General features: G+C 62.9%; 12 protein-coding genes and 1 pseudogene. 7 read left to right on the top strand and 6 right to left on the bottom strand.

The genetic code is table 11. The features are described 5' to 3' along the window. The first annotated feature begins 12 nt into the window (after window positions 1–12). Together AB3X96_RS14580 and AB3X96_RS14575 are read left to right on the top strand one after the other, a co-directional pair. Window positions 13–1182 (top strand): GNAT family N-acetyltransferase, encoded by a 1170-nt coding sequence (locus AB3X96_RS14580; RefSeq protein WP_368590287.1) that lies wholly within the window; start codon window positions 13–15, stop codon window positions 1180–1182. 10 nt (window positions 1183–1192) lie between these two features. Beyond that, window positions 1193–1510 (top strand): GIY-YIG nuclease family protein, encoded by a 318-nt coding sequence (locus AB3X96_RS14575; RefSeq protein WP_368590286.1) that lies wholly within the window; start codon window positions 1193–1195, stop codon window positions 1508–1510. Window positions 1511–1516: 6 nt separating this feature from the next. Here AB3X96_RS14575 and AB3X96_RS14570 read toward each other — a convergent pair whose 3' ends face one another. Then, on the bottom strand, window positions 1517–3613 hold the full coding sequence (locus tag AB3X96_RS14570) for an FUSC family protein (RefSeq protein ID WP_368590285.1): 2097 nt from the start codon (window positions 3611–3613) through the stop codon (window positions 1517–1519). Between the two features lie 231 nt (window positions 3614–3844). Next, complete coding sequence (ppa, locus tag AB3X96_RS14565; protein WP_013088778.1) at window positions 3845–4372, bottom strand: inorganic diphosphatase; 528 nt, start codon at window positions 4370–4372, stop codon at window positions 3845–3847. 297 nt (window positions 4373–4669) lie between these two features. Here ppa and AB3X96_RS14560 point away from each other — a divergent pair, with 297 nt between their 5' ends. The 3 genes from AB3X96_RS14560 (at window position 4670) to AB3X96_RS14550 (ending at window position 8418) form a co-directional block, all read left to right on the top strand. After that, complete coding sequence (locus AB3X96_RS14560; protein ID WP_368590284.1) at window positions 4670–6109, top strand: aldehyde dehydrogenase family protein; 1440 nt, start codon at window positions 4670–4672, stop codon at window positions 6107–6109. Between the two features lie 91 nt (window positions 6110–6200). Continuing rightward, entirely contained in the window at window positions 6201–6959 is a 759-nt protein-coding gene (locus AB3X96_RS14555) for an SDR family oxidoreductase (protein WP_176379833.1), read from the top strand. A gap of 139 nt (window positions 6960–7098) precedes the next feature. Continuing rightward, window positions 7099–8418 (top strand): MFS transporter, encoded by a 1320-nt coding sequence (locus AB3X96_RS14550; protein ID WP_368590283.1) that lies wholly within the window; start codon window positions 7099–7101, stop codon window positions 8416–8418. Between the two features lie 98 nt (window positions 8419–8516). On the opposite strand, the gene AB3X96_RS14545 is transcribed toward AB3X96_RS14550, so the two are convergent. The 3 genes from AB3X96_RS14545 to AB3X96_RS14535 form a co-directional block, all read right to left on the bottom strand. Further along, window positions 8517–8810: a hypothetical protein gene (locus AB3X96_RS14545; protein ID WP_176109260.1), complete on the bottom strand. Its 294-nt coding sequence runs from the start codon at window positions 8808–8810 to the stop codon at window positions 8517–8519. Between the two features lie 142 nt (window positions 8811–8952). After that, a complete protein-coding gene (locus AB3X96_RS14540; RefSeq protein WP_368590282.1) occupies window positions 8953–9648 on the bottom strand; it encodes a glycine zipper 2TM domain-containing protein in 696 nt (231 codons plus the stop codon). 181 nt (window positions 9649–9829) lie between these two features. Continuing rightward, window positions 9830–11872, bottom strand: coding sequence for a sigma-54-dependent Fis family transcriptional regulator (locus AB3X96_RS14535; RefSeq protein WP_368590281.1), 2043 nt, complete (start codon window positions 11870–11872; stop codon window positions 9830–9832). A 311-nt stretch (window positions 11873–12183) separates the two neighbouring features. Between AB3X96_RS14535 and AB3X96_RS14530 the strand changes: the two genes are divergently transcribed. After that, window positions 12184–13710, top strand: a complete 1527-nt coding sequence (locus AB3X96_RS14530; protein ID WP_368590280.1) for an aldehyde dehydrogenase family protein — start codon at window positions 12184–12186, stop codon at window positions 13708–13710. A 106-nt stretch (window positions 13711–13816) separates the two neighbouring features. Here AB3X96_RS14530 and AB3X96_RS14525 read toward each other — a convergent pair. After that, a pseudogene (locus AB3X96_RS14525) lies at window positions 13817–14207 on the bottom strand (glutamate dehydrogenase); the annotation flags it as partial. A gap of 343 nt (window positions 14208–14550) precedes the next feature. Between AB3X96_RS14525 and AB3X96_RS14520 the strand changes: the two are divergent. Beyond that, a complete protein-coding gene (locus tag AB3X96_RS14520) occupies window positions 14551–18321 on the top strand; it encodes a type VI secretion system Vgr family protein (protein ID WP_368590402.1) in 3771 nt (1256 codons plus the stop codon). Window position 18322: the final 1 nt, after the last annotated feature.

The following is an 18322-nucleotide window of genomic DNA, read 5'->3' as shown; positions in this document are numbered from 1 at the left end:
CAGTCACTCAGATTGAACCAGCAACGTATCGATTATCGCACGGGCATTCTGGCATCGCCCTCCGAGGTGGACGCCGCCGAGTGGAACGCCCTCCTTGCCGCGCAGCCGCAGCCCACGCCGTTTTTGCGGCACGAGTTTCTGAGCGCGCTGAACGCGACGCAATGCGCGGTTCCCGACACCGGTTGGGCGCCGCAATTCGTCACACTGACCGACGCACGCACGGGCAAGCTCGCGGCGGCGGCCCCCGTCTATCTGAAGGGTCACTCGTACGGCGAGTACGTGTTCGACTGGGCCTGGGCCGACGCGTACAAGCGCAACGGCCTGCCCTACTACCCGAAGCTGCTATGCGCGGTGCCGTTCACGCCGGTGCAGGGCAACCGCCTGCTATCGGCGAACGAGCACGCGCTGCGCCATCTCGCGGCCACGTTGATGGCGTTCGCCGAGCAGGCCGAGGTGTCGTCGCTGCATGTGCTGTTTCCGACGCAGAGCGAAGCCGACGCGCTCACCGATCTCGGCATGATGCAACGCGAAGGCGTGCAGTTTCACTGGCTCAACGACGGCTATCGCGACTTCGAGGACTTCCTGTCGACGCTCGAACAGAAGAAGCGCAAGAACATTCGCGCCGAACGTCGCAAGGTGCACGAGGCCGGCATCACGATGCGGCGCATCCGCGGCGAAGACATCAAGGATGCCGACTGGCGCTTCTTCAGCAAGTGCTATCGGCAAACCTATCGCGAGCATTTTTCGAGTCCGTATCTGAACCTCGATTTCTTCCGGATGATCGGCGCGTCGATGCCGGAGAATCTGCTGCTGGTGATCGCCGAATACGAAGGCAAGCCGATCGCGAGCTCGCTCGTCGTCTATCAGCGCGACGACAAAACCGGCGGCACATTGTATGGCCGCTACTGGGGCGCGCTCGAACACGTGCCGTGCTTGCACTTCGAAACCGCATACTATCAGCCGCTCGAATTCTGCATCGAAGAGAAGCTCGGCGCATTCGAAGGCGGCGCGCAGGGCGAGCACAAAATGGCGCGCGGCTTTCTGCCGACGGTCACGCGCTCCACGCATTGGCTCGCGCATCCGGCGTTCGCCGATGCGGTCGGCCATTTCCTCGACAACGAAAAGAACAGCATCCACGCATACGTGGACGAGCTGCGCGAACACAATCCGTTCAAAGGCTAGAAGCGCGGTTATGGCGTGGTTTCTCTATCTGCTCGAATGCTCGGACGGCAGCGTCTATACCGGCATCGCGACCGATGTCGCTGCCCGCTTCGACAAACACGTGAGCGGCACGGGCGCGCGTTATACGCGCTCGCGCAAGCCGGTGCGGGTGCTGGCCTCGTTCGAGCTGGCGGACCGGTCGAGCGCGTCGAGCGCCGAGTATTGGGTCAAGCGGCTCACGGCCGCCGATAAGCGGGCGCTGGCGGCAGGCGTGTTCACGCTGCAGTCGGTGTTGCCGGTGGTGGCGGTGAACGACGCCGCTGACGACGGCGCGAGCTCCGACGGCTGAGTCGCGCTACCCCCTCGCCTCGCGCATCCTCTCCGTCAGCAGCCGATGCACGCGCGCGAGCTCGCCCACCACATCCGCTTCCAGCGACGTCAACCGCTCGCGCGCGGGCAACTCGAGCCGCACCGGCCGCAACGTGCGGTTCAACGCGGCCTCGATCGCCGCGCTCATCGCCACGACCCATTCGTCGAGTTCGCTATGCATGCCGCGACGGTTCGCGGTAAGGCGCAACTGCGTCGCGGTGCCGGCCATCCGTCGCAGCAGACTCAGCACCGTCAGCGTGACGGTATCGGCCATCGAGTCGTCGAGCTTTTCGAGCCGCACGCGGCCGATCGCTTCTTCCGCGTTGTTGCTGGTGAGGCCCGCCGCGCGGCGCAATTGCTCGATCTCCTTGCCGCTGTGCCGCGGCGCTTCGAGCGACGCGCGCAGATACGCGAGATTCGCGCGCACCGCGTCGCCGAGATAGACGCGCAGGTCGAGCTTCTCGCGCGTCGGCCACAGAAGGAAGGTCGCGAGCAGCGCGAGCACGCAGCCGAGCACGTTGTTGCCGAGCCGCGTCAGCGCGAACGACAGTTCGTTGGCGCCCGGCGTCGCGAAGTCGGCGACGAGCACGAAGGTCGGCGTCAGGAACAGCACGAACAGGCTGTAGCTGACGGGGCGCAGCGCCATCGTTGCCATCACGAGCGGGAACACCGCGAGCGAGATGCCGAGCGGCGAATGAATCGCGTAGCCGATCGCCGCCGCGAGCACGCCGCCGACGATACTGCCCGCCGCGCGTTCGATGCTGCGCGGCCAGGTCGCGGCGATCGACGGCTGCAGGATCAGAAGAGTGGCCATCGTCGCCCAATAGCCGAACGGAAGACCGAGCGCCCGAATCACGACGAAGCCCGCGGTCGTCGTCACGCCGACACGCGCCGCGTGGCGCAAGCCGACCGACTGCCACGACAGGTTCGCCTTCAGCGCCGACCACGCGAGCGCCGTATAACGCGCGACGCATGCGCTCCACGGCTCGGCATGCACCTCACGCGGCGCGAAATCGACGAGCTCGAAACCGGATTGCAGCTTCACCGGTTCGAGCAGCGCGCTTTCGAGCCGATGCGCGAAACGCCGCAGACGCGCCTGCGGCTCCGCCAGACGTTCCCAGCGCGCGTCGCCGGTCGCGCTGCCGATGTCGCTCAGCACTTCGCCGATCGCATTGAGCAGGCGCACCGCGCGTTGCGTGCGGCGCGGATCGTCGGGCACTTTCTCGCCCGCGCCCGACACCGCGATCAGATATGCGAACAACGCTTCGCCATCGGTCAGCAAGCCGAGCAGCGTGTCGTAGACGGCCGCGCCGCCTGCTTTCGATGCGGGCACGTTCGCGAGCGCGTCGCGCGAGCGTTCGATCGACGCGCGCGCATCGGCGCGAAAGCGCGCGGCATGCGTGGCCCATTCGCGCGGCGCGGCTCGTCCGCCGACGAGCCGCGCGCTATCGAACGCGATATCGGCGAGGCGCAGATACACCGCGCGCAGCGACGCGCGGCTCGCGCCGAACGGATGGATGCGCCACACGGTCAGGCTCAGCACGATCGCGAACAGACAGCCGAGCAGATAGACGCCGAGAAACTCGACACCGGCTCGCGCGTCATGCATCGGCCGATCGACCATCACGACGCAAGCGGTCGCCGCGAGGATCGTCACCTGCGACGTGGCCGCGCCCCAGATGCGGCCGAACGCGCCGAGCGTCGTGAACGCGAGCACCGCGAGCGCGGCCCACGCGGTGCCCGACGCGGATGCGAACGCGGCGATGCCGCCGCACAACGTCGACAGCAGCGCGAAGCCCATCATCGACATGAAGCGCGCGCGGTTCGAGCCGGCTGCATCGGCGAGGCAGGTCCAGAACGCGCCAATTGCGGCCCACGCGAACACCGGATCGTGCAGCACGTTGCCGAGCGCGAGCATCGCCGTCGATGCGCACGCGGCCCTCAAGCCCTCCGACAGATTCGCCTCGCTCGCCGCGAACGACACCATCCAGACCGGCCGCTTGCGATAGATCGCGCTGACGACCGAATTCAGCCGGGTCGACCAGCGCGGCGATGTCGAGTGGGACTTGCTGCGGTTCATCATCCGGATAGTGCTCGTTGAAGTGATGGAAACGCGCGTGGATGCCGTGAGTTCGCGCGCGAGGTCGTGCGGCGAATGATAAGGGTTTACACCTAAATATAAAAATGCGTTCCGTTCATCGAAGCGATGCGTTCAGGTTATGCGCGCCGCAAAGCGCATAAAAAAACCGCGCGGTCCTTGCGGACTCGCGCGGTTTTCGTACTGCATGCAGCGAGCGGATGAACCGTGGTGCGCTTACTTCTTGTAGTTCGCCACGCCTTCGCTGATTTCCTTGTGGGCGGCATCGACGTCGGCCCAGCCTTCGACCTTGACCCACTTGCCCTTCTCGAGCGCCTTGTATTGCTCGAAGAAGTGCTTGATCTGGTCCTTCAGGTAAGCAGGCACGTCGTCGACCGACTTCAGGTTCGCCGTCATCGGGCAGATCTTGTCGTGCGGCACGGCGATCAGCTTCGCGTCGACGCCCGATTCATCGGTCATCTGCAGCATGCCGAGCGCGCGGGCACGCACGACCGAGCCTGCCAGCAGCGGGAACGGCGTGATCACCAGCACATCGACCGGGTCGCCGTCGCCCGACAGCGTCTGCGGGATGAAGCCGTAGTTGGCCGGATAGCGCATGCCGGTGCCGATGAAACGGTCGACGACGAGCAGGCCCAGCTCCTTGTCGGCTTCGTACTTCACCGGGTCGCTTTGCGCCGGGATTTCGATGATGACGTTGAAATCGTGCGGAAGGTCTTTGCCTGCGGGAACGTGATTGAAGCTCATGAGCGCTCTCTGAAGGGGATGGAAATCGGAAGGCGGCGAACGGCGCGCGGGCTGCGGATGCGGTGCGAACTGCGTGCGAACCGCGAACGCCAGGCCCTGAAGCCCTCTCGCCCCGAACGACGGGGCCGCGCACCGGACCGTACGGAATGCGCCATTATAGCCAATCGGCAGGTGGCATCCGCGGTCGGATCGGCGCGATAATCGTCTGGCGAGTCTCGCTTCGCGTCTCTACCGTTTTGTGTCTCCCCTTCGAATCCGCGCCGCCGCACGCCGGCCGCACGTCAACAAGGAGCATGCATGGAAGAAGCACGGCATTTCATCGGCGGCGAGTGGTGCGCCGCTTCCGGCGGCGAATCGATCGCCGTACTCGATCCATCGGACGGCCAGCCGTTCACGCGCATCGCGCGCGGCACCGAGGCCGATATCGACACCGCCGTGCACGCGGCGCGCCGCGCGTTCGACGGAGCCTGGGGCGCGCTCGCCGCCGCCGAGCGCGGCCGCGTGCTGTACCGGCTGTCGCTGCTGGTGGCCGCGCGCCAGGAAGACCTCGCACAGCTCGAAGCGCGCGACACCGGCAAGCCACTCAAGCAGGCGCGCGCCGACGCCGCTGCCCTCACCCGCTACTTCGAGTTCTACGCCGGCGCGGCCGACAAGCTGCACGGCGAGACCCTGCCCTACCAATCCGGCTACACGGTGCTGACGATTCGCGAGCCGCACGGCGTGACCGGCCACATCGTGCCGTGGAATTACCCGATGCAGATCTTCGGGCGCAGCGTCGGCGCGGCACTGGCGACCGGCAATGCGTGCGTGGTCAAACCGGCCGAGGACGCGTGCCTTTCCGTACTGCGTGTCGCAGAACTCGCCGCCGAAGCCGGCCTGCCGGCCGGTGCGCTGAATATCGTCACCGGTTATGGACACGAAGCGGGCGCCGCGCTCGCGCGTCATCCGGGCATCGATCACATCTCGTTCACTGGCTCGCCAGAAACCGGCAAGCTCGTCACGCAGATGGCCGCCGAAAACCACGTCCCCGTCACGCTCGAACTCGGCGGCAAGTCGCCGCAAATCGTCTTCGCCGACGCCGATCTCGACGCCGCGCTGCCGGTGCTGATTTCCGCGATCGTGCAGAACGCCGGGCAAACCTGCTCGGCGGGCAGTCGCGTGCTGATCGAGCAGGCCATTTACGAGCCGCTGCTCGACCGGCTCAGCAGCGCCTTTCAGGCACTGCGCGTCGGGCCGTCGAAAGCCGACCTCGACTGTGGGCCGCTGATCAGCGCGAAACAGCAGCAGCGCGTGTGGGACTTCCTGTCGGACGCGCAACACGACGGCATCGCAATGGCCGCGCACGGCGAAGTGATTCCCGAAGCGCCTGAAAGCGGCTTCTACCAAGCCCCGACCTTGCTGCGCGACGTCCCGGCGAGCCACCGCCTCGCGCGCGACGAAATATTCGGCCCGGTGCTCGCCGCGATGTCGTTCCGCGACGAAGCCGAAGCGCTCGCGCTCGCGAACGGCACGCAGTTCGGACTCGTCGCCGGTATCTGGACACGCGATGGCGCGCGCCAGATGCGGCTCGCACGACGCGTGCGCTCGGGCCAGGTATTCATCAACAACTATGGTGCGGGCGGCGGCGTCGAGTTGCCGTTCGGCGGCGTCAGGCATTCGGGGCATGGCCGCGAGAAAGGCTTCGAGGCGCTGTATGGCTTTACGGTGCTGAAGACGATCGCGATCCGCCACGGCTAGCGAAGCCGGCAGGGCTCGCTCGCGATCAGCGCGACCAGCGCGTTACATGCAGCAACGCATCGCTCTATCCATCACAAACAACGGAGACATCATGCGGTTGACAGGTAAAACGGCCATCGTCACGGGCGGCGGTTCGGGTTTCGGCGAAGGCATCGCGAAGACCTTTGCGCGCGAAGGCGCGAACGTCGTGGTCAACGACCTCAACGGGCCGGCCGCCGAACGCGTCGCGAGTGAGATCGCGATTACGGGCGGAAAAGCGATCGCGGTGCCCGGCAACGTCGCGCATCGCGACGACTGGCGCACGCTGCGCGAAGCCGCGCTCGAAGACTTCGGCAGCGTGCAGATCGTCGTCAATAACGCGGGCACTACGCATCGCAACAAGCCGGTGCTCGAAGTGACCGAGGCCGAGTTCGACCGCGTCTATGCGGTGAACGTAAAGAGCATCTACTGGAGCGTGCAGGAGTTCGTGCCGTATTTCCGCGAGCAAGGCGGCGGCAGCTTCATCAATATCGCGTCGACGGCGGGCGTGCGGCCGCGGCCGGGGCTCGTCTGGTACAACGGCAGCAAGGGCGCGGTGATCGTCGCCAGCAAGTCGCTCGCCGTCGAACTCGGGCCGGAGCGGATTCGCGTGAACTGCGTGAATCCGGTAATCGGTGAGACCGCGCTGCTGTCCGAGTTCATGGGGGTCGAGGATACGCCGCAGAATCGGCAGAAGTTCCTCGCGGGGATACCGCTCGGGCGGTTTTCGACGCCGCAGGATATTGCGAATGCGGCGCTGTATCTGGCTTCGGATGAGGCTGAGTTCATTACCGGCGTGTGCCTCGAAGTGGATGGGGGGCGCTGCGTGTAGTGGTGGGTCTGACGCTGCGCACGCGCTGCGTGCGCAGTCAGTGTTTTCCCCCAATATCGATTCGTCGTGCAAATGGCCTTGCGCGGATAGAATCGACCGGCGGTGGCATTTCAATTCCATAACAAGAGGAGACACAGTCATGGCTAGTCCTGCAGATCCACTCCACCATCCCGGCGCTGGCGCGCCACCTTCGACGTTCGAAGAGGCGACTTATCGCAAGGTTACCTGGCGGCTCGCGCCGCTGTTGATGCTGTGCTACATCGTTGCGTATCTGGACCGTGTGAACGTCGGTTTCGCGAAGCTGGGGATGAGCACGGATCTTGGTTTGAGCGATGCAGTGTACGGCTTCGGCGCGGGGATTTTCTTTATCGGCTATTTCATCTTCGAAGTGCCGAGCAACGTGATTCTGCATAAGGTCGGCGCGCGTGTCTGGATCGCGCGGATCATGGTTTCGTGGGGCGTGATATCGATGCTGACGATGTTCGTCACCACGCCGACGATGTTTTACGTGATGCGCTTTTTGCTCGGGCTTGCCGAGGCGGGGTTCTTTCCTGGGATTATTTTGTATCTCACCTACTGGTATCCGGCGCATCGACGTGGGCGGATGACGACCTGGTTTATGACGGCGATTGCGCTGTCTGGGGTGATCGGCGGGCCGGTGTCTGGGTACATCCTGAAGAACTTCAATGGCGTGAACGGGTGGCACGGGTGGCAGTGGCTGTTTCTGCTCGAAGGGATACCTTCGGTGCTGGTTGGGATCATCGTGTTCGTGGTGCTCGACGATCGGATTTCGAGCGCCAAGTGGCTTACCCGGGAAGAGCAACAGTTGCTCGAGAGTCAGGTGTCGGCCGAGGAAGCGACCAAGCACGATATGCCGATTCGGCAGGTACTCACCAACGGACGGGTGTTGATGTTCAGCCTCACCTACTTCTCGTTTGTGATGGGGCTTTATGGGGTGAGTTTCTGGTTGCCGACGATCATCAAATCGACCGGCGTTACCGATGCGTTTTTGATCGGCTTGCTGTCGGCGGTGCCGTTTGCGGCGGCTGTCGTGGCGATGGTGTTCGTTGCGCGGAGTGCGGACCGGTCGAGGGAACGGCGGTGGCATATTGCGGTGCCGGCGTTTCTTGGTGCTGTGGGGCTCGTGCTTTCCGTCGTTTGGACGCATAACACCGTGCTTGCTATGACCGGTTTGACGCTGGCTACGATGGGCATCCTCACTACCCTGCCGTTGTTCTGGAGTTTGCCTACGGCGATTCTTGCTGGGACTGGGGCGGCCGCGGGGATCGCGATGATTAATTCCATTGGGAACCTGGCGGGGTTCCTTAGTCCTTATGCTGTGGGATGGTTGAAAGAGGTTACCGCGGCTAATGACTCAGGGATGTATATGCTCGCGGCGTTTATGGTGCTCGGCGGTTTGCTTGCTATTAGTGTGCCGGCGAGGATGGTTAATAGATGAAACAGACTCGCAGATGAGCGAAGCCCTGGCGGTCTTTCTGCGCCAGGGCTTTTTGTTGCCATGGTTGCGAGCTTCCAACCATCGAATGGCCTGCCAGATCAGTCGTCATCGTCCCCGTGATGACGGTGCTCCCAGCCCCTGTGCCAGCCATGGTCATGGCGCCAGTGCCTGTCACGGTCGTCGTTGTACTGGTACCCATAGCCGTAACCATAGCCATAGGCCGGAGCAGGCACGTACGTCACGGGTGGCGCCTCGTAGACCACCGGAGGCGGCGCGACATAAACCGGCCCCGGCGCGCCAAGGTAAACACCAAGGTCGACATGAGCCAGCGCAGCGCTGGAAGCGCACGCAGCGCAAACGCCTGCAATCCACAAAATGAAGCTGCGCTTCATGTTTCTCTCCCTGTTCGCTGGCATCGGTTGTTGATGCGTTTTAGCGATATCGATTGTATGTGTGGCTCTGGTTGGCAAATAAACGTGAAGTGTCAGTCTGGTAACCGTTTGTAAGGCCTCGTGCCTCCAGTTCTCCGCGTGCTTACGAAGCACTCAGAGAATCGCCATAGACATGCACCCGCTCACCAACCTGAACGGTAGGCTGATTGTCGTAGTTGAAGTTTCGATAACTGCCATCCTGCATCCTGACTTGGACCTGGTAGGTGGCAGCTTTGCGTACCGCATGTTCGATGCCGTTACCGGCAAGGCCGCCGCCAACCGCGCCCGCTATCGTCGCCAGAACACGGCCGCGACCTTGACCAACCTGATTGCCCAGCAGCCCGCCCGCCACCGCACCGCCTACTGCACCGAGTCCGGTGGTCGGCTCCTGCGTTTGGACCGCGTTGACCGCGACGACTTCACCTGCATCAGGGTCGACGGCAACGGGTCGAGACGGCGGCTGCGTGGCATCACGGTAACTATCGTCATGCGCGTATCTGGGCGCGGGCGACGACGCACTGCTGTGGTGGGGATGAGCATGGGCTTCGCTCTCCGTGTTGGTCCGCGTGCCTTGTTGCTCCGCATACGGTTTAGCCGAGTCGAGCGGCGTGCTGGCCGGCTTCACCGCAACCGATGCAGTTTGCGACGGCGGCGGTGTTAGCGCTCGGGATGTCGGAAGCAGACCGGTCATTGCGGCAATGCCGGTGCCGCTGGCGAGAATCACAGCAACGGCAGCTCCGGCGACCAGAGGATGAATGCGGCTGCGCGCGGATGAATCGGAAGGCAGGTTGGTGGTCATTGCTGGCTCCGTGGTATGTGCCTGCAAGAACGCCCATGCCATCGAGTCGGTGGACCCGGCTATTGTGAGATGTGTAAGCAGTTGTAGTTCGCCGGGACACGCTGGCATCCAAATCGACTTATAGAAAAAACAATGGCCGGTCTCCCGGCCATGATCGATTGGGCCCGCGAAAACTTCCGCGTCAATCCTTTTCCGCGCTCCGTCCCGACTGCGACTGCGCCGCTGGCATCCTCCGGTAAATGGTGTTCCGCGACACGCCAAGCGCACGCGCCGCCGCCGAAACGTTGCCGCCGTACCGCGCCAGCGTCATCGCGACGACTGATGCGGCGACATCCTGCAGCCGCGCGCCGTCGCGCACCGACGCTTCGCCTGTGGCAAGCGCGTCCGCATTCGCAACGTCGGCGACGGCCGATACGGCAGAGTCACCTCGACCTGCGTCGTCGTCGCCACAACTCGCACCACGAACATCCTCCAAAAAATCATCCGGCAAATGCTCCCACCGGATCACCCCATCCTCTTCCACCATCGCCGCCGCAGTCCGCAGCAGATTAGCCAGTTGCCGGCAGTTACCCGGCCACGCATGCCGCCCGAACGCCGCCATCACATCAGCCGCAACGCTAAGCGCCTGTCGCTCCCCGCTTTCCACTGATTCCCACTGCAGCATCTTTTGAACGACGACCGCCAGATCGCTCCGCTCACGCAACGCCGGCAACCGAACCGCAAGCCCGTTGATCCGATAGTAGAGATCCTCACGAAACTGATTCTGCGCAATCATCTCGCGCAAGTTGCGGTGTGTCGCGCAAATAACGGAGACATCGACAGGAACCGCCCGCATCGCCCCGAGCGGCGTCACCATCCGCTCCTGCAAAACACGCAGCAACCGCACCTGCAACGAATACGGCATATCTCCAATCTCATCGAGAAACAGCGTGCCTCCATTCGCTTGCATCAGCCTGCCGATCGCCCCTTTACGCCGCGCGCCGGTAAACGCCCCCTCTTCATACCCGAAGAGCTCGGATTCGATCAGCGACTCTGGAATCGAAGCGCAGTTGACCGCAACAAACGGCCCATCACGTCGCGGCGAATCGTTGTGAATCGCCTGCGCGAGCAACTCCTTGCCGGTACCGGTCTCGCCGGTGATCAGAATCGGAATATCCTTGCCGAGCACCTTGCGAACCTTCGCAATCAGTGCGGACACACGAGCATCACCGGTATCGAGATCGCTGAGCCGCGATAGTCCCGCAGCCGGTTGACGCGCATTCGCACACACCGGTCGCGGTGCGGCTGCACCCTGCACGTCAACGGCCCCGCGCTCCAGCCCAAACGACGCCCGCCTGAACTGCCCCCGTGCGCAAACCACCGCACCGTTGTGCAGATTCAGCATCAGATGCGGCGCAACGCCATGCGTCAAACGGTCGATCAGTTGCGCATACGAGATCTGAAACAGCGACGACAGCGTATGCGCGCGCAACGCAGCTAGCGACAAGCCCAACTGAAATTGCGCACTCCGGTTCGCGGACAGAAAGCGACCATCATCGGTAAACGCAATGATCCCTTCCATCAGCGTGCCAAGAAACTCCGGCCGGCCGTGAAAAGACACTTGCAGCACGTCGCGAAACGCAGTCGAGAACAGGTGGTTTTCGATCATCTGCACCGACATCTTCGCGAGCGCCATCGTGTGCTGGTGATAGCTGCGGTGGTCGCCGGTCACGTCGAGCACGCCGATCAGATCTCCATACGGATCGAGAATCGGCACACTCGAACAGGTCAGGAAGCGGTTCGCCGCCAAATAGTGCTGATCGCCATGAACGACCATCGCACACCCCTCGGCGAGCGAGGTACCGATCGCGTTGGTCCCTTGACGATCCTCGGCCCAGTTCGCGCCAGGCCGCAGCGCCACTTTTTCCGCGCGATGCAAAAAGTCGTCGTCGCCGATCGAATGCAGGATCAACCCTTCGGCGTTGGTCAACACGATCATGCTTTGCGTATTGACGATCTGCTCGCGCAGCGTCTCCATGACCGGCATCGCATGCGCGCACAGCACCTGGTTCTGCTCGCGCTTCAACGCGAGTCCCGTGTCGGACAGGATGTCGTAATCCGGCCGGAACGATGCGCGCAGGCCGAACGTCTCGGAGCGTTCGTGCGCTTTCTGGATCGCCGGGGCAGGCCACGCTTTGGAGCGGTTAGCCGCCGCCGGGCTGACCGGATGAACGTCGTCGCGCATTGTCTCCTCCTTGGTGCGCCCGGCTCGTGCCGGACGCTTTTGATGCGTGTCGACAGAATACTCCGTTTGCCAGTCCGCCCGACGCCCGCCGTGACCCCGCGCGGGCCCGCATCGTTGATCTGCATCAGCGTCGGCCGACTCTGCGGCGTTTCTGAACAACCGCTGCCCGCGCATCTGTTCCGAAACGGAACACTTCCGCTTTATAGCCCAGCCCGATCCCCGAAATTTCGCATGTCGATGCATTGGTATGGTTCCTGCCTGATGTGGTCCCGCGCAGTCACCCGATCACCATCACAAAACGGAGACAAGTGATGAATCCATTTGACCTGAAAGCTCTTGGCATCGACATCGAGTATCCCTATCGCCAGCGTTATGAAAACTACATCGGCGGCAAGTGGGTGCCACCGGTCGGCGGCGACTATTTCGACAACGTGTCGCCGATCAACGGGCAGCCGTTTTGCCGCGTGCCTCGCTCGAGCGCCGCAGACATCGACCTCGCGATCGACGCCGCGCACGCGGCGCGCCGCAAATGGGCGAAGACGTCGGTGACGGAGCGCGCGAACCTGCTGCTCGCGGTGGCCGAGCGCATGGAAAAGAACCTGAAGCTGCTCGCGGTCGCGGAGACAATCGATAACGGCAAGCCGCTGCGCGAAACCATGGCCGCGGACCTGCCACTCGCCGTCGATCATTTCCGCTATTTCGCGGGCTGCATCCGCGCGCAGGAAGGCGGCATCTCCGAGATCGACGACAACACGGTCGCTTATCACTTTCACGAGCCGGCTGGCGTGGTGGGTCAGATCATCCCGTGGAATTTCCCGCTGCTGATGGCCGCATGGAAGCTCGCGCCCGCCCTCGCGGCCGGCTGCTGCATCGTGATGAAACCCGCCGAGCAGACGCCGGCTTCGGTGCTCGTGCTGATCGAACTGATCGGCGATCTATTGCCTGCCGGGGTCATCAATATCGTCAACGGCTTCGGCAGGGAAGCGGGCGAAGCGCTCGCCACCAGCAAGCGCATCGCGAAGATCGCGTTCACCGGCTCGACGCCGGTCGGCAGGCGCATCCTGCACGCAGCCGCGGACAACCTGATTCCGTCGACGGTCGAACTCGGCGGCAAGAGCCCGAACATCTTCTTCGCCGACGTGCTCGATCGCGACGACGCGTTCCTCGACAAGGCGCTCGAAGGTCTCGCGATGTTCGCGTTGAATCAGGGCGAGGTTTGCACGTGCCCATCGCGCGTGCTGGTTCAGGAGTCGATTTACGAGCGCTTCATCGAGAAGGCGATCGCCCGTGTGGAACGCATCAAGGCCGGCCATCCGCTGAACCTCGAAACGATGATCGGCGCGCAGGCATCACAGCAGCAGCTCGACAAGATCCTGTCGTATATCGACATCGGCCGGGACGAAGGGGCGCGGTGCCTCGTCGGTGGCGAGCGCGCCACGCCCGGCGCCGGTCTCGGCGAGGGCTTCTACGTGAAGCCGACGATGCTGTTCGGCAACAACGATATGCGCGTGTTCCAGGAGGAAATCTTCGGGCCGGTCGCTTCGGTGATGACGTTCAAGGACGAACAGCAAGCGATCGAACTCGCGAACGACACGTACTATGGCCTGGGCGCGGGCGTATGGACGCGCGATGGTACGCGCGCTTACAAGATGGGACGCGAGATCGAGGCGGGACGCGTGTGGACCAACTGCTATCACCTGTATCCGGCGCACGCGGCATTCGGTGGCTATAAGCAGTCGGGGATCGGGCGCGAAACGCACAAGATGGCGTTGTCGAATTATCAGCAGACGAAGTGTCTGCTGGTCAGCTATCAGGCGGAGGCGCTTGGGTTCTTCTGAGCGAAGGGCGCGCGTCGTTCACTGACGACGCGCGCTCTACCCCCGCGTGCCCCACACGTTGGGTAGGCGCGGGGGCAAGCAATTGCGCTGGCATCCCACCCGCCGCTCAGATCACGCCTTGTGCCAGCATTGCGTCGGCGACCCTCACAAAGCCGGCGATATTCTCTCCGTTCACATAGCTGACCGAACCGTCGTCGCGACGGCCATGTCGCAGGCAGACTTCATGAATGCTGCGCATGATGTCGTGCAGACGTGCATCGACTTCTTAGCGCGGCCAGGAGATGCGCATAGCGTTCTGACTCATTTCCAGACCCGACGTGGCGACACCGCCGGCGTTGCTGGCCTTGCCAGGGGCGTACAGAACGCCGTAGCTTTCGAAGCACCTGGCCGCGTCGTTGGTCGACGGCATGTTGGCGCCTTCCGCGACACAAAGCACGCCGTTTTTGATCAGTTGCGGCGTCCTCGGCATTCAGTTCGTTTTGCGTGGCGCAATGAATTCAATTGTAGGAATCGGGTCGCTTGTCCTGCGATGTTGATCGTCATGAAGAGTCCTTCGCCCGACGAATCAAATTTATTGCCTAATCACGCTAAAAATTCATCCAATTCCGATCGCCGCGGGTCATCTTCGTCCCGATACTTGTCGTTCGCACATAACAAGGAACGACGATGACGAACGGCAACGGCCGACCAATGATCCGGCTCGCAGGCAGCAGCACGGACTGCGGCGCGATTCTGATTGCATAGTGAGCGTGCCAATTGCGAGAACTTGCTCACCCCCGTGAACCCATCCTGGGTCTTTCCTCTGACGCACTACCCACATGGGGCAATGCGCCTTTGCTGGTGCCGCTCCGTCTGCGCGGCGCCGAAACCCTGGGCAAGCTTTATCGATACACGCTCGATGTCGCGACGATCGAAAGTCCCACGCTCGGAGTGTGGCAAGCACAGGAACTCGTCGTGCCTGATCGCCTGATCGGCAAGGTCATCGACATTCCGATCGCTTTCGACGGCAACGGACTGTTCGGTCGTCATGGGTTGGTACGCGGCGACGTGGCACACGCGAGCGCCGGCCGCCGCACGATGTCGGGCCTCATCACAGGCATCAAACAGATGGGCGCCGACGAACGGCGCGCCTATTACCGCCTCGTCGTCCGTCCCTGGCTGTGGCTGGCCACGAAGAACTGCGACAGCAGGATCTTCCAGGACGCCAGCGTGGTGGACATCACTCACCTGGTACTCAAGGAGCGATATCACTTTCCGGTCGTGATGGAACTCGGCGCGCCCGGCCTGCGCAACGGCTACCCGAAGCGGGACTATGTCCGGCAGATGTGGGAATCCGACTTCGATTTCCTGACGCGGATCTGGAGAGAATGGGGAATCTACTACCTGTTCGACGGAATGACGCTGGTACTGTGCGATTCGCCCGGCTCGCACAAACGACACGACAACGCATACGACACGCTGCGCTACCATGCGCCCGACAGCAGGCACGTCGACGAGGAACACGTTCACAAGCTCGAGGTATCGCATCAGATCACGCCAGGCAAGGTCAGCCTGATCGACTACGACTACACGCGCCCCGGCGCGCGCTTCGAGGGCGAGTACGAGAGCCACAGTGAGCAGGCCCACGACAACATCGAGCAATACGGCTGGGGCGACTACTCGCAGCCGCTTGCGGGTGCGACCGGACTGTCAGGTGAGCGGAGCGACTTCCGCGATGAAGCCGGGCACCTCGCGAGCGTGCGTGTCGATGCTCTGCGCGGTCATCGTCTGCGGCTGAAGGGTCAAGGGAATCTGCGCGGTCTGACAACCGGGAAAACATTCTGGCTCGACAACCATCCGCTGCGGGAAGTCAACGCCGAGTACCTGGTCGTATCGACGACCCTCGATATCCGTAATGCACCGCAGAGCACACAGTCACCCGGCGCGGACACGAACGATGCGCTGCGCCAGTGCGTGACCGACTTCGAGCTCCAACCCGCCAATACGTTCTTCAAAAACCGTCCGAAGAAAAAGCCGCGTTGCGCGGCGGAAACGGCAATCGTGGTCGGCCCCGAGGATCAGCCGATATGGGTCGATGGATATGCACGCGTGAAGGTGCGCTTTGCGTGGGAGCGGCTCGCCCCGAAGAACGACAGCGCCAGTTGCTGGGTGCGGGTGTCGTCGCCGTGGCAAGGCAACGGCTTCGGTGCGATCTATCCGCCGCGCATCGGTCAGGAGGTCACGGTCAGTTATCACGAAGGCGACCCGGACAAGCCTTACGTGTCGGACCGGATGGTCAACGGCCAGAATCAGCCGCCCTGGAGGCTACCCGACAACCAGGCGCTCTCGGGCATCCTTAGCAGCGAGCTCAAGGCCGGCTGTGCGAGCCAGACCAATCACGTCGTACTGGATGACACGCCGGGGCAACTGCAGGCACAGATCGCCAGCGACCACGCCCAGTCGCGCCTCGTGCTGGGCTACAACACGCGTGTAGTGCGCGACGCAGGCCGGCAGCAGGCACGCGGTGAAGGCTGGGAACTGGCGACGAACGCATGGGGTGTCGCGCGAGCCAACCGAGGCATGCTGATCACCACCGAGGCGCGTCACGGCGCGAGCACACCGGCAAAGGATGCCGGTGAGACCGTGGCGCGCCTCACACAGGCGCGCGACACCCACGAGAACCTCGCGAGTCTCGCGCGGCGGCACGAGGCACAGGAACAGCAGACCAGTCAAAGCGAGGTCGCGCAGGCCATCAAGGCGCAGAACGACGCGATTCGCGGCGGCAGGGCAAGCACGGGGCTTCCCTTTCCGCAACTGACCCAGCCCGACCTGGTGCTGGCCAGCGCGGCGGGTCTCGGTCTCACGGCAGCGCAAAGCACGCACGTGGCGAGTGCCGAACACATCGCGCTCAGCGCGGGCGGACACGTCAGTGTCGCGGCGGTGAAATCGCTGCTGGCGTCGGCGGTCAACGGCGTGCGGGTCTTTGCGCAACATCTCGGCATCCGGCTCAAGGCCGCATCGGGCAAGGTGCAGATCGACGCGCAAAGCGACGACGTCGAGGTCATCGCGCAACGCGTCGTCAGTATCATCAGTAGAACCGATTCGATCAATCTGATGGCCAGCAAGGAAATCGTCTTGCATGCAGGTAACACGAAGGTGGTCATCAATTCGGATGGGTACAAGGTCTATACGGGTGGGGAGCATCGGGTCCATGCGAGCGGTCATCGGACCGACGGGCCAGCGGCACGGCCTGTCAGTCTGCCCGTCACGCCAGAGAGTCCCGGCAGGCTTGCGGCGCATCATGTGCTGATCGAACACGATTCCGGCTTTGCGCTGCCGAACCAGCCGTACCGGATCACGCTCGACGATGGTCGGCTGATTCAGGGTGTGACCAACGCGCTTGGCGAGGCGAGTCTCGTCACCAGCAACATGCTTGCGTTCGCGACGGTAGAACTGCTTGCCGCGAGCGAGCCGGATAAAGTGATTGCGGTTAGCAGAGGCGCGGTGATCAGGGCGGCGAACGAGTCATTCGCTGGCGCTGTACCCAATGCCGAGAAACGCAGTGCCACGGTCGCAGGAAAGGCCGTGGCCTCTCCGAACGAGAGCGCGACGACGGAAGATAAACGACCCGAATTCGTCTCGTGCGATCCGATGAACTTCGGGCTGCGGTTTTATCACTTCGTCAACGGTGCGACCGAGGGTGACACGCCCGCCGGTATATCGATGCGCAAGGGTGTCGAATACCCGGTGACCAAGGCTTATGCGGCTGCGATTAAGGCTGCGCTGCAGGGGATCGATTGGGGCGGGGTGGCGTGGCCGTTGACTGCCGATTCGATAAGAATGATTCAAAACGCGGTCATGCCGAAATTGGAAGACGCGCTTGGTGCCGGGCCCTTTGGATTGCCACGACGCGATGCCGCTAGTCCGGAAACTAGTGATGGCATGCCACAGATCGTGATAGTCGATCCAGAGCGGACAACGCAGTACAACCTGCGACAGGACGTCAGTGCCGCATTCATCGGGAAGTACTGGCTTATCGCCGTCAACGAGAGCGAGATCGCGCACATCGTCGAACTCAAGCACCAGCCGACCTTGCTGGATAACCGCCTCAAGGCATTTGCCGACACGCTGTATCACGAGTCTCGCCACTGCCAACAGTACTTCTGGATGTTTTCTTTGCTTCAGCACTTTCCAGACGACTACAAAGACCTGCCGAATGTCCAGAGGTTGTATTGGTCGACGATGCTAAAAGAAGCCTATACAGCGGCTGGAAACACGCCACTACCTGACGATCACCGCGTTCACATCGGTCTGCACAGGATGCTTGTCTTCCACTACTACTGGCTGATCTCTTACATGCGGGACATGCCCGGTTGGGAGTATCTCAGCCGAGATCTCCCGCTTGCCGAAAGGAAGGTATGTGACCTGCTGAACGTATCTCCTGAAACAGCACAAAAAATGGTGCAATTCGAAACCGGCTATAGGAGCCAACTTCATGAAGAAGATGCCTATGCCTGCGCGGAAGTGGTCCAGGCCTACTGGCAAAATCCTCGTGATCCTCTCGTTCGCAATCCCGGTACATGCACAGCTCAGTACACCGACGCCCTCAGGATCGTCGGGGCCAGGAGTTGAG

This window comes from Paraburkholderia sp. BR13439, from assembly GCF_040948805.1.
In the GTDB taxonomy this organism is placed as follows: Bacteria; Pseudomonadota; Gammaproteobacteria; order Burkholderiales; family Burkholderiaceae; genus Paraburkholderia; species Paraburkholderia youngii.
Note: the sequence above shows the minus strand (reverse complement) of the source record. Positions and strands in the feature narration are given on the sequence as shown.

Coding starts and splice junctions, on each gene's coding strand:
- AB3X96_RS14575 (WP_368590286.1), top strand. CDS start 1,193: ATGGCGTGGTTTCTCTATCTGCTCGAATGCTCGGACGGCAGCGTCTAT.
- AB3X96_RS14570 (WP_368590285.1), bottom strand. CDS start 3,613: ATGATGAACCGCAGCAAGTCCCACTCGACATCGCCGCGCTGGTCGACC.
- ppa (WP_013088778.1), bottom strand. CDS start 4,372: ATGAGCTTCAATCACGTTCCCGCAGGCAAAGACCTTCCGCACGATTTC.
- AB3X96_RS14560 (WP_368590284.1), top strand. CDS start 4,670: ATGGAAGAAGCACGGCATTTCATCGGCGGCGAGTGGTGCGCCGCTTCC.
- AB3X96_RS14555 (WP_176379833.1), top strand. CDS start 6,201: ATGCGGTTGACAGGTAAAACGGCCATCGTCACGGGCGGCGGTTCGGGT.
- AB3X96_RS14550 (WP_368590283.1), top strand. CDS start 7,099: ATGGCTAGTCCTGCAGATCCACTCCACCATCCCGGCGCTGGCGCGCCA.
- AB3X96_RS14545 (WP_176109260.1), bottom strand. CDS start 8,810: ATGAAGCGCAGCTTCATTTTGTGGATTGCAGGCGTTTGCGCTGCGTGC.
- AB3X96_RS14540 (WP_368590282.1), bottom strand. CDS start 9,648: ATGACCACCAACCTGCCTTCCGATTCATCCGCGCGCAGCCGCATTCAT.
- AB3X96_RS14535 (WP_368590281.1), bottom strand. CDS start 11,872: ATGCGCGACGACGTTCATCCGGTCAGCCCGGCGGCGGCTAACCGCTCC.
- AB3X96_RS14530 (WP_368590280.1), top strand. CDS start 12,184: ATGAATCCATTTGACCTGAAAGCTCTTGGCATCGACATCGAGTATCCC.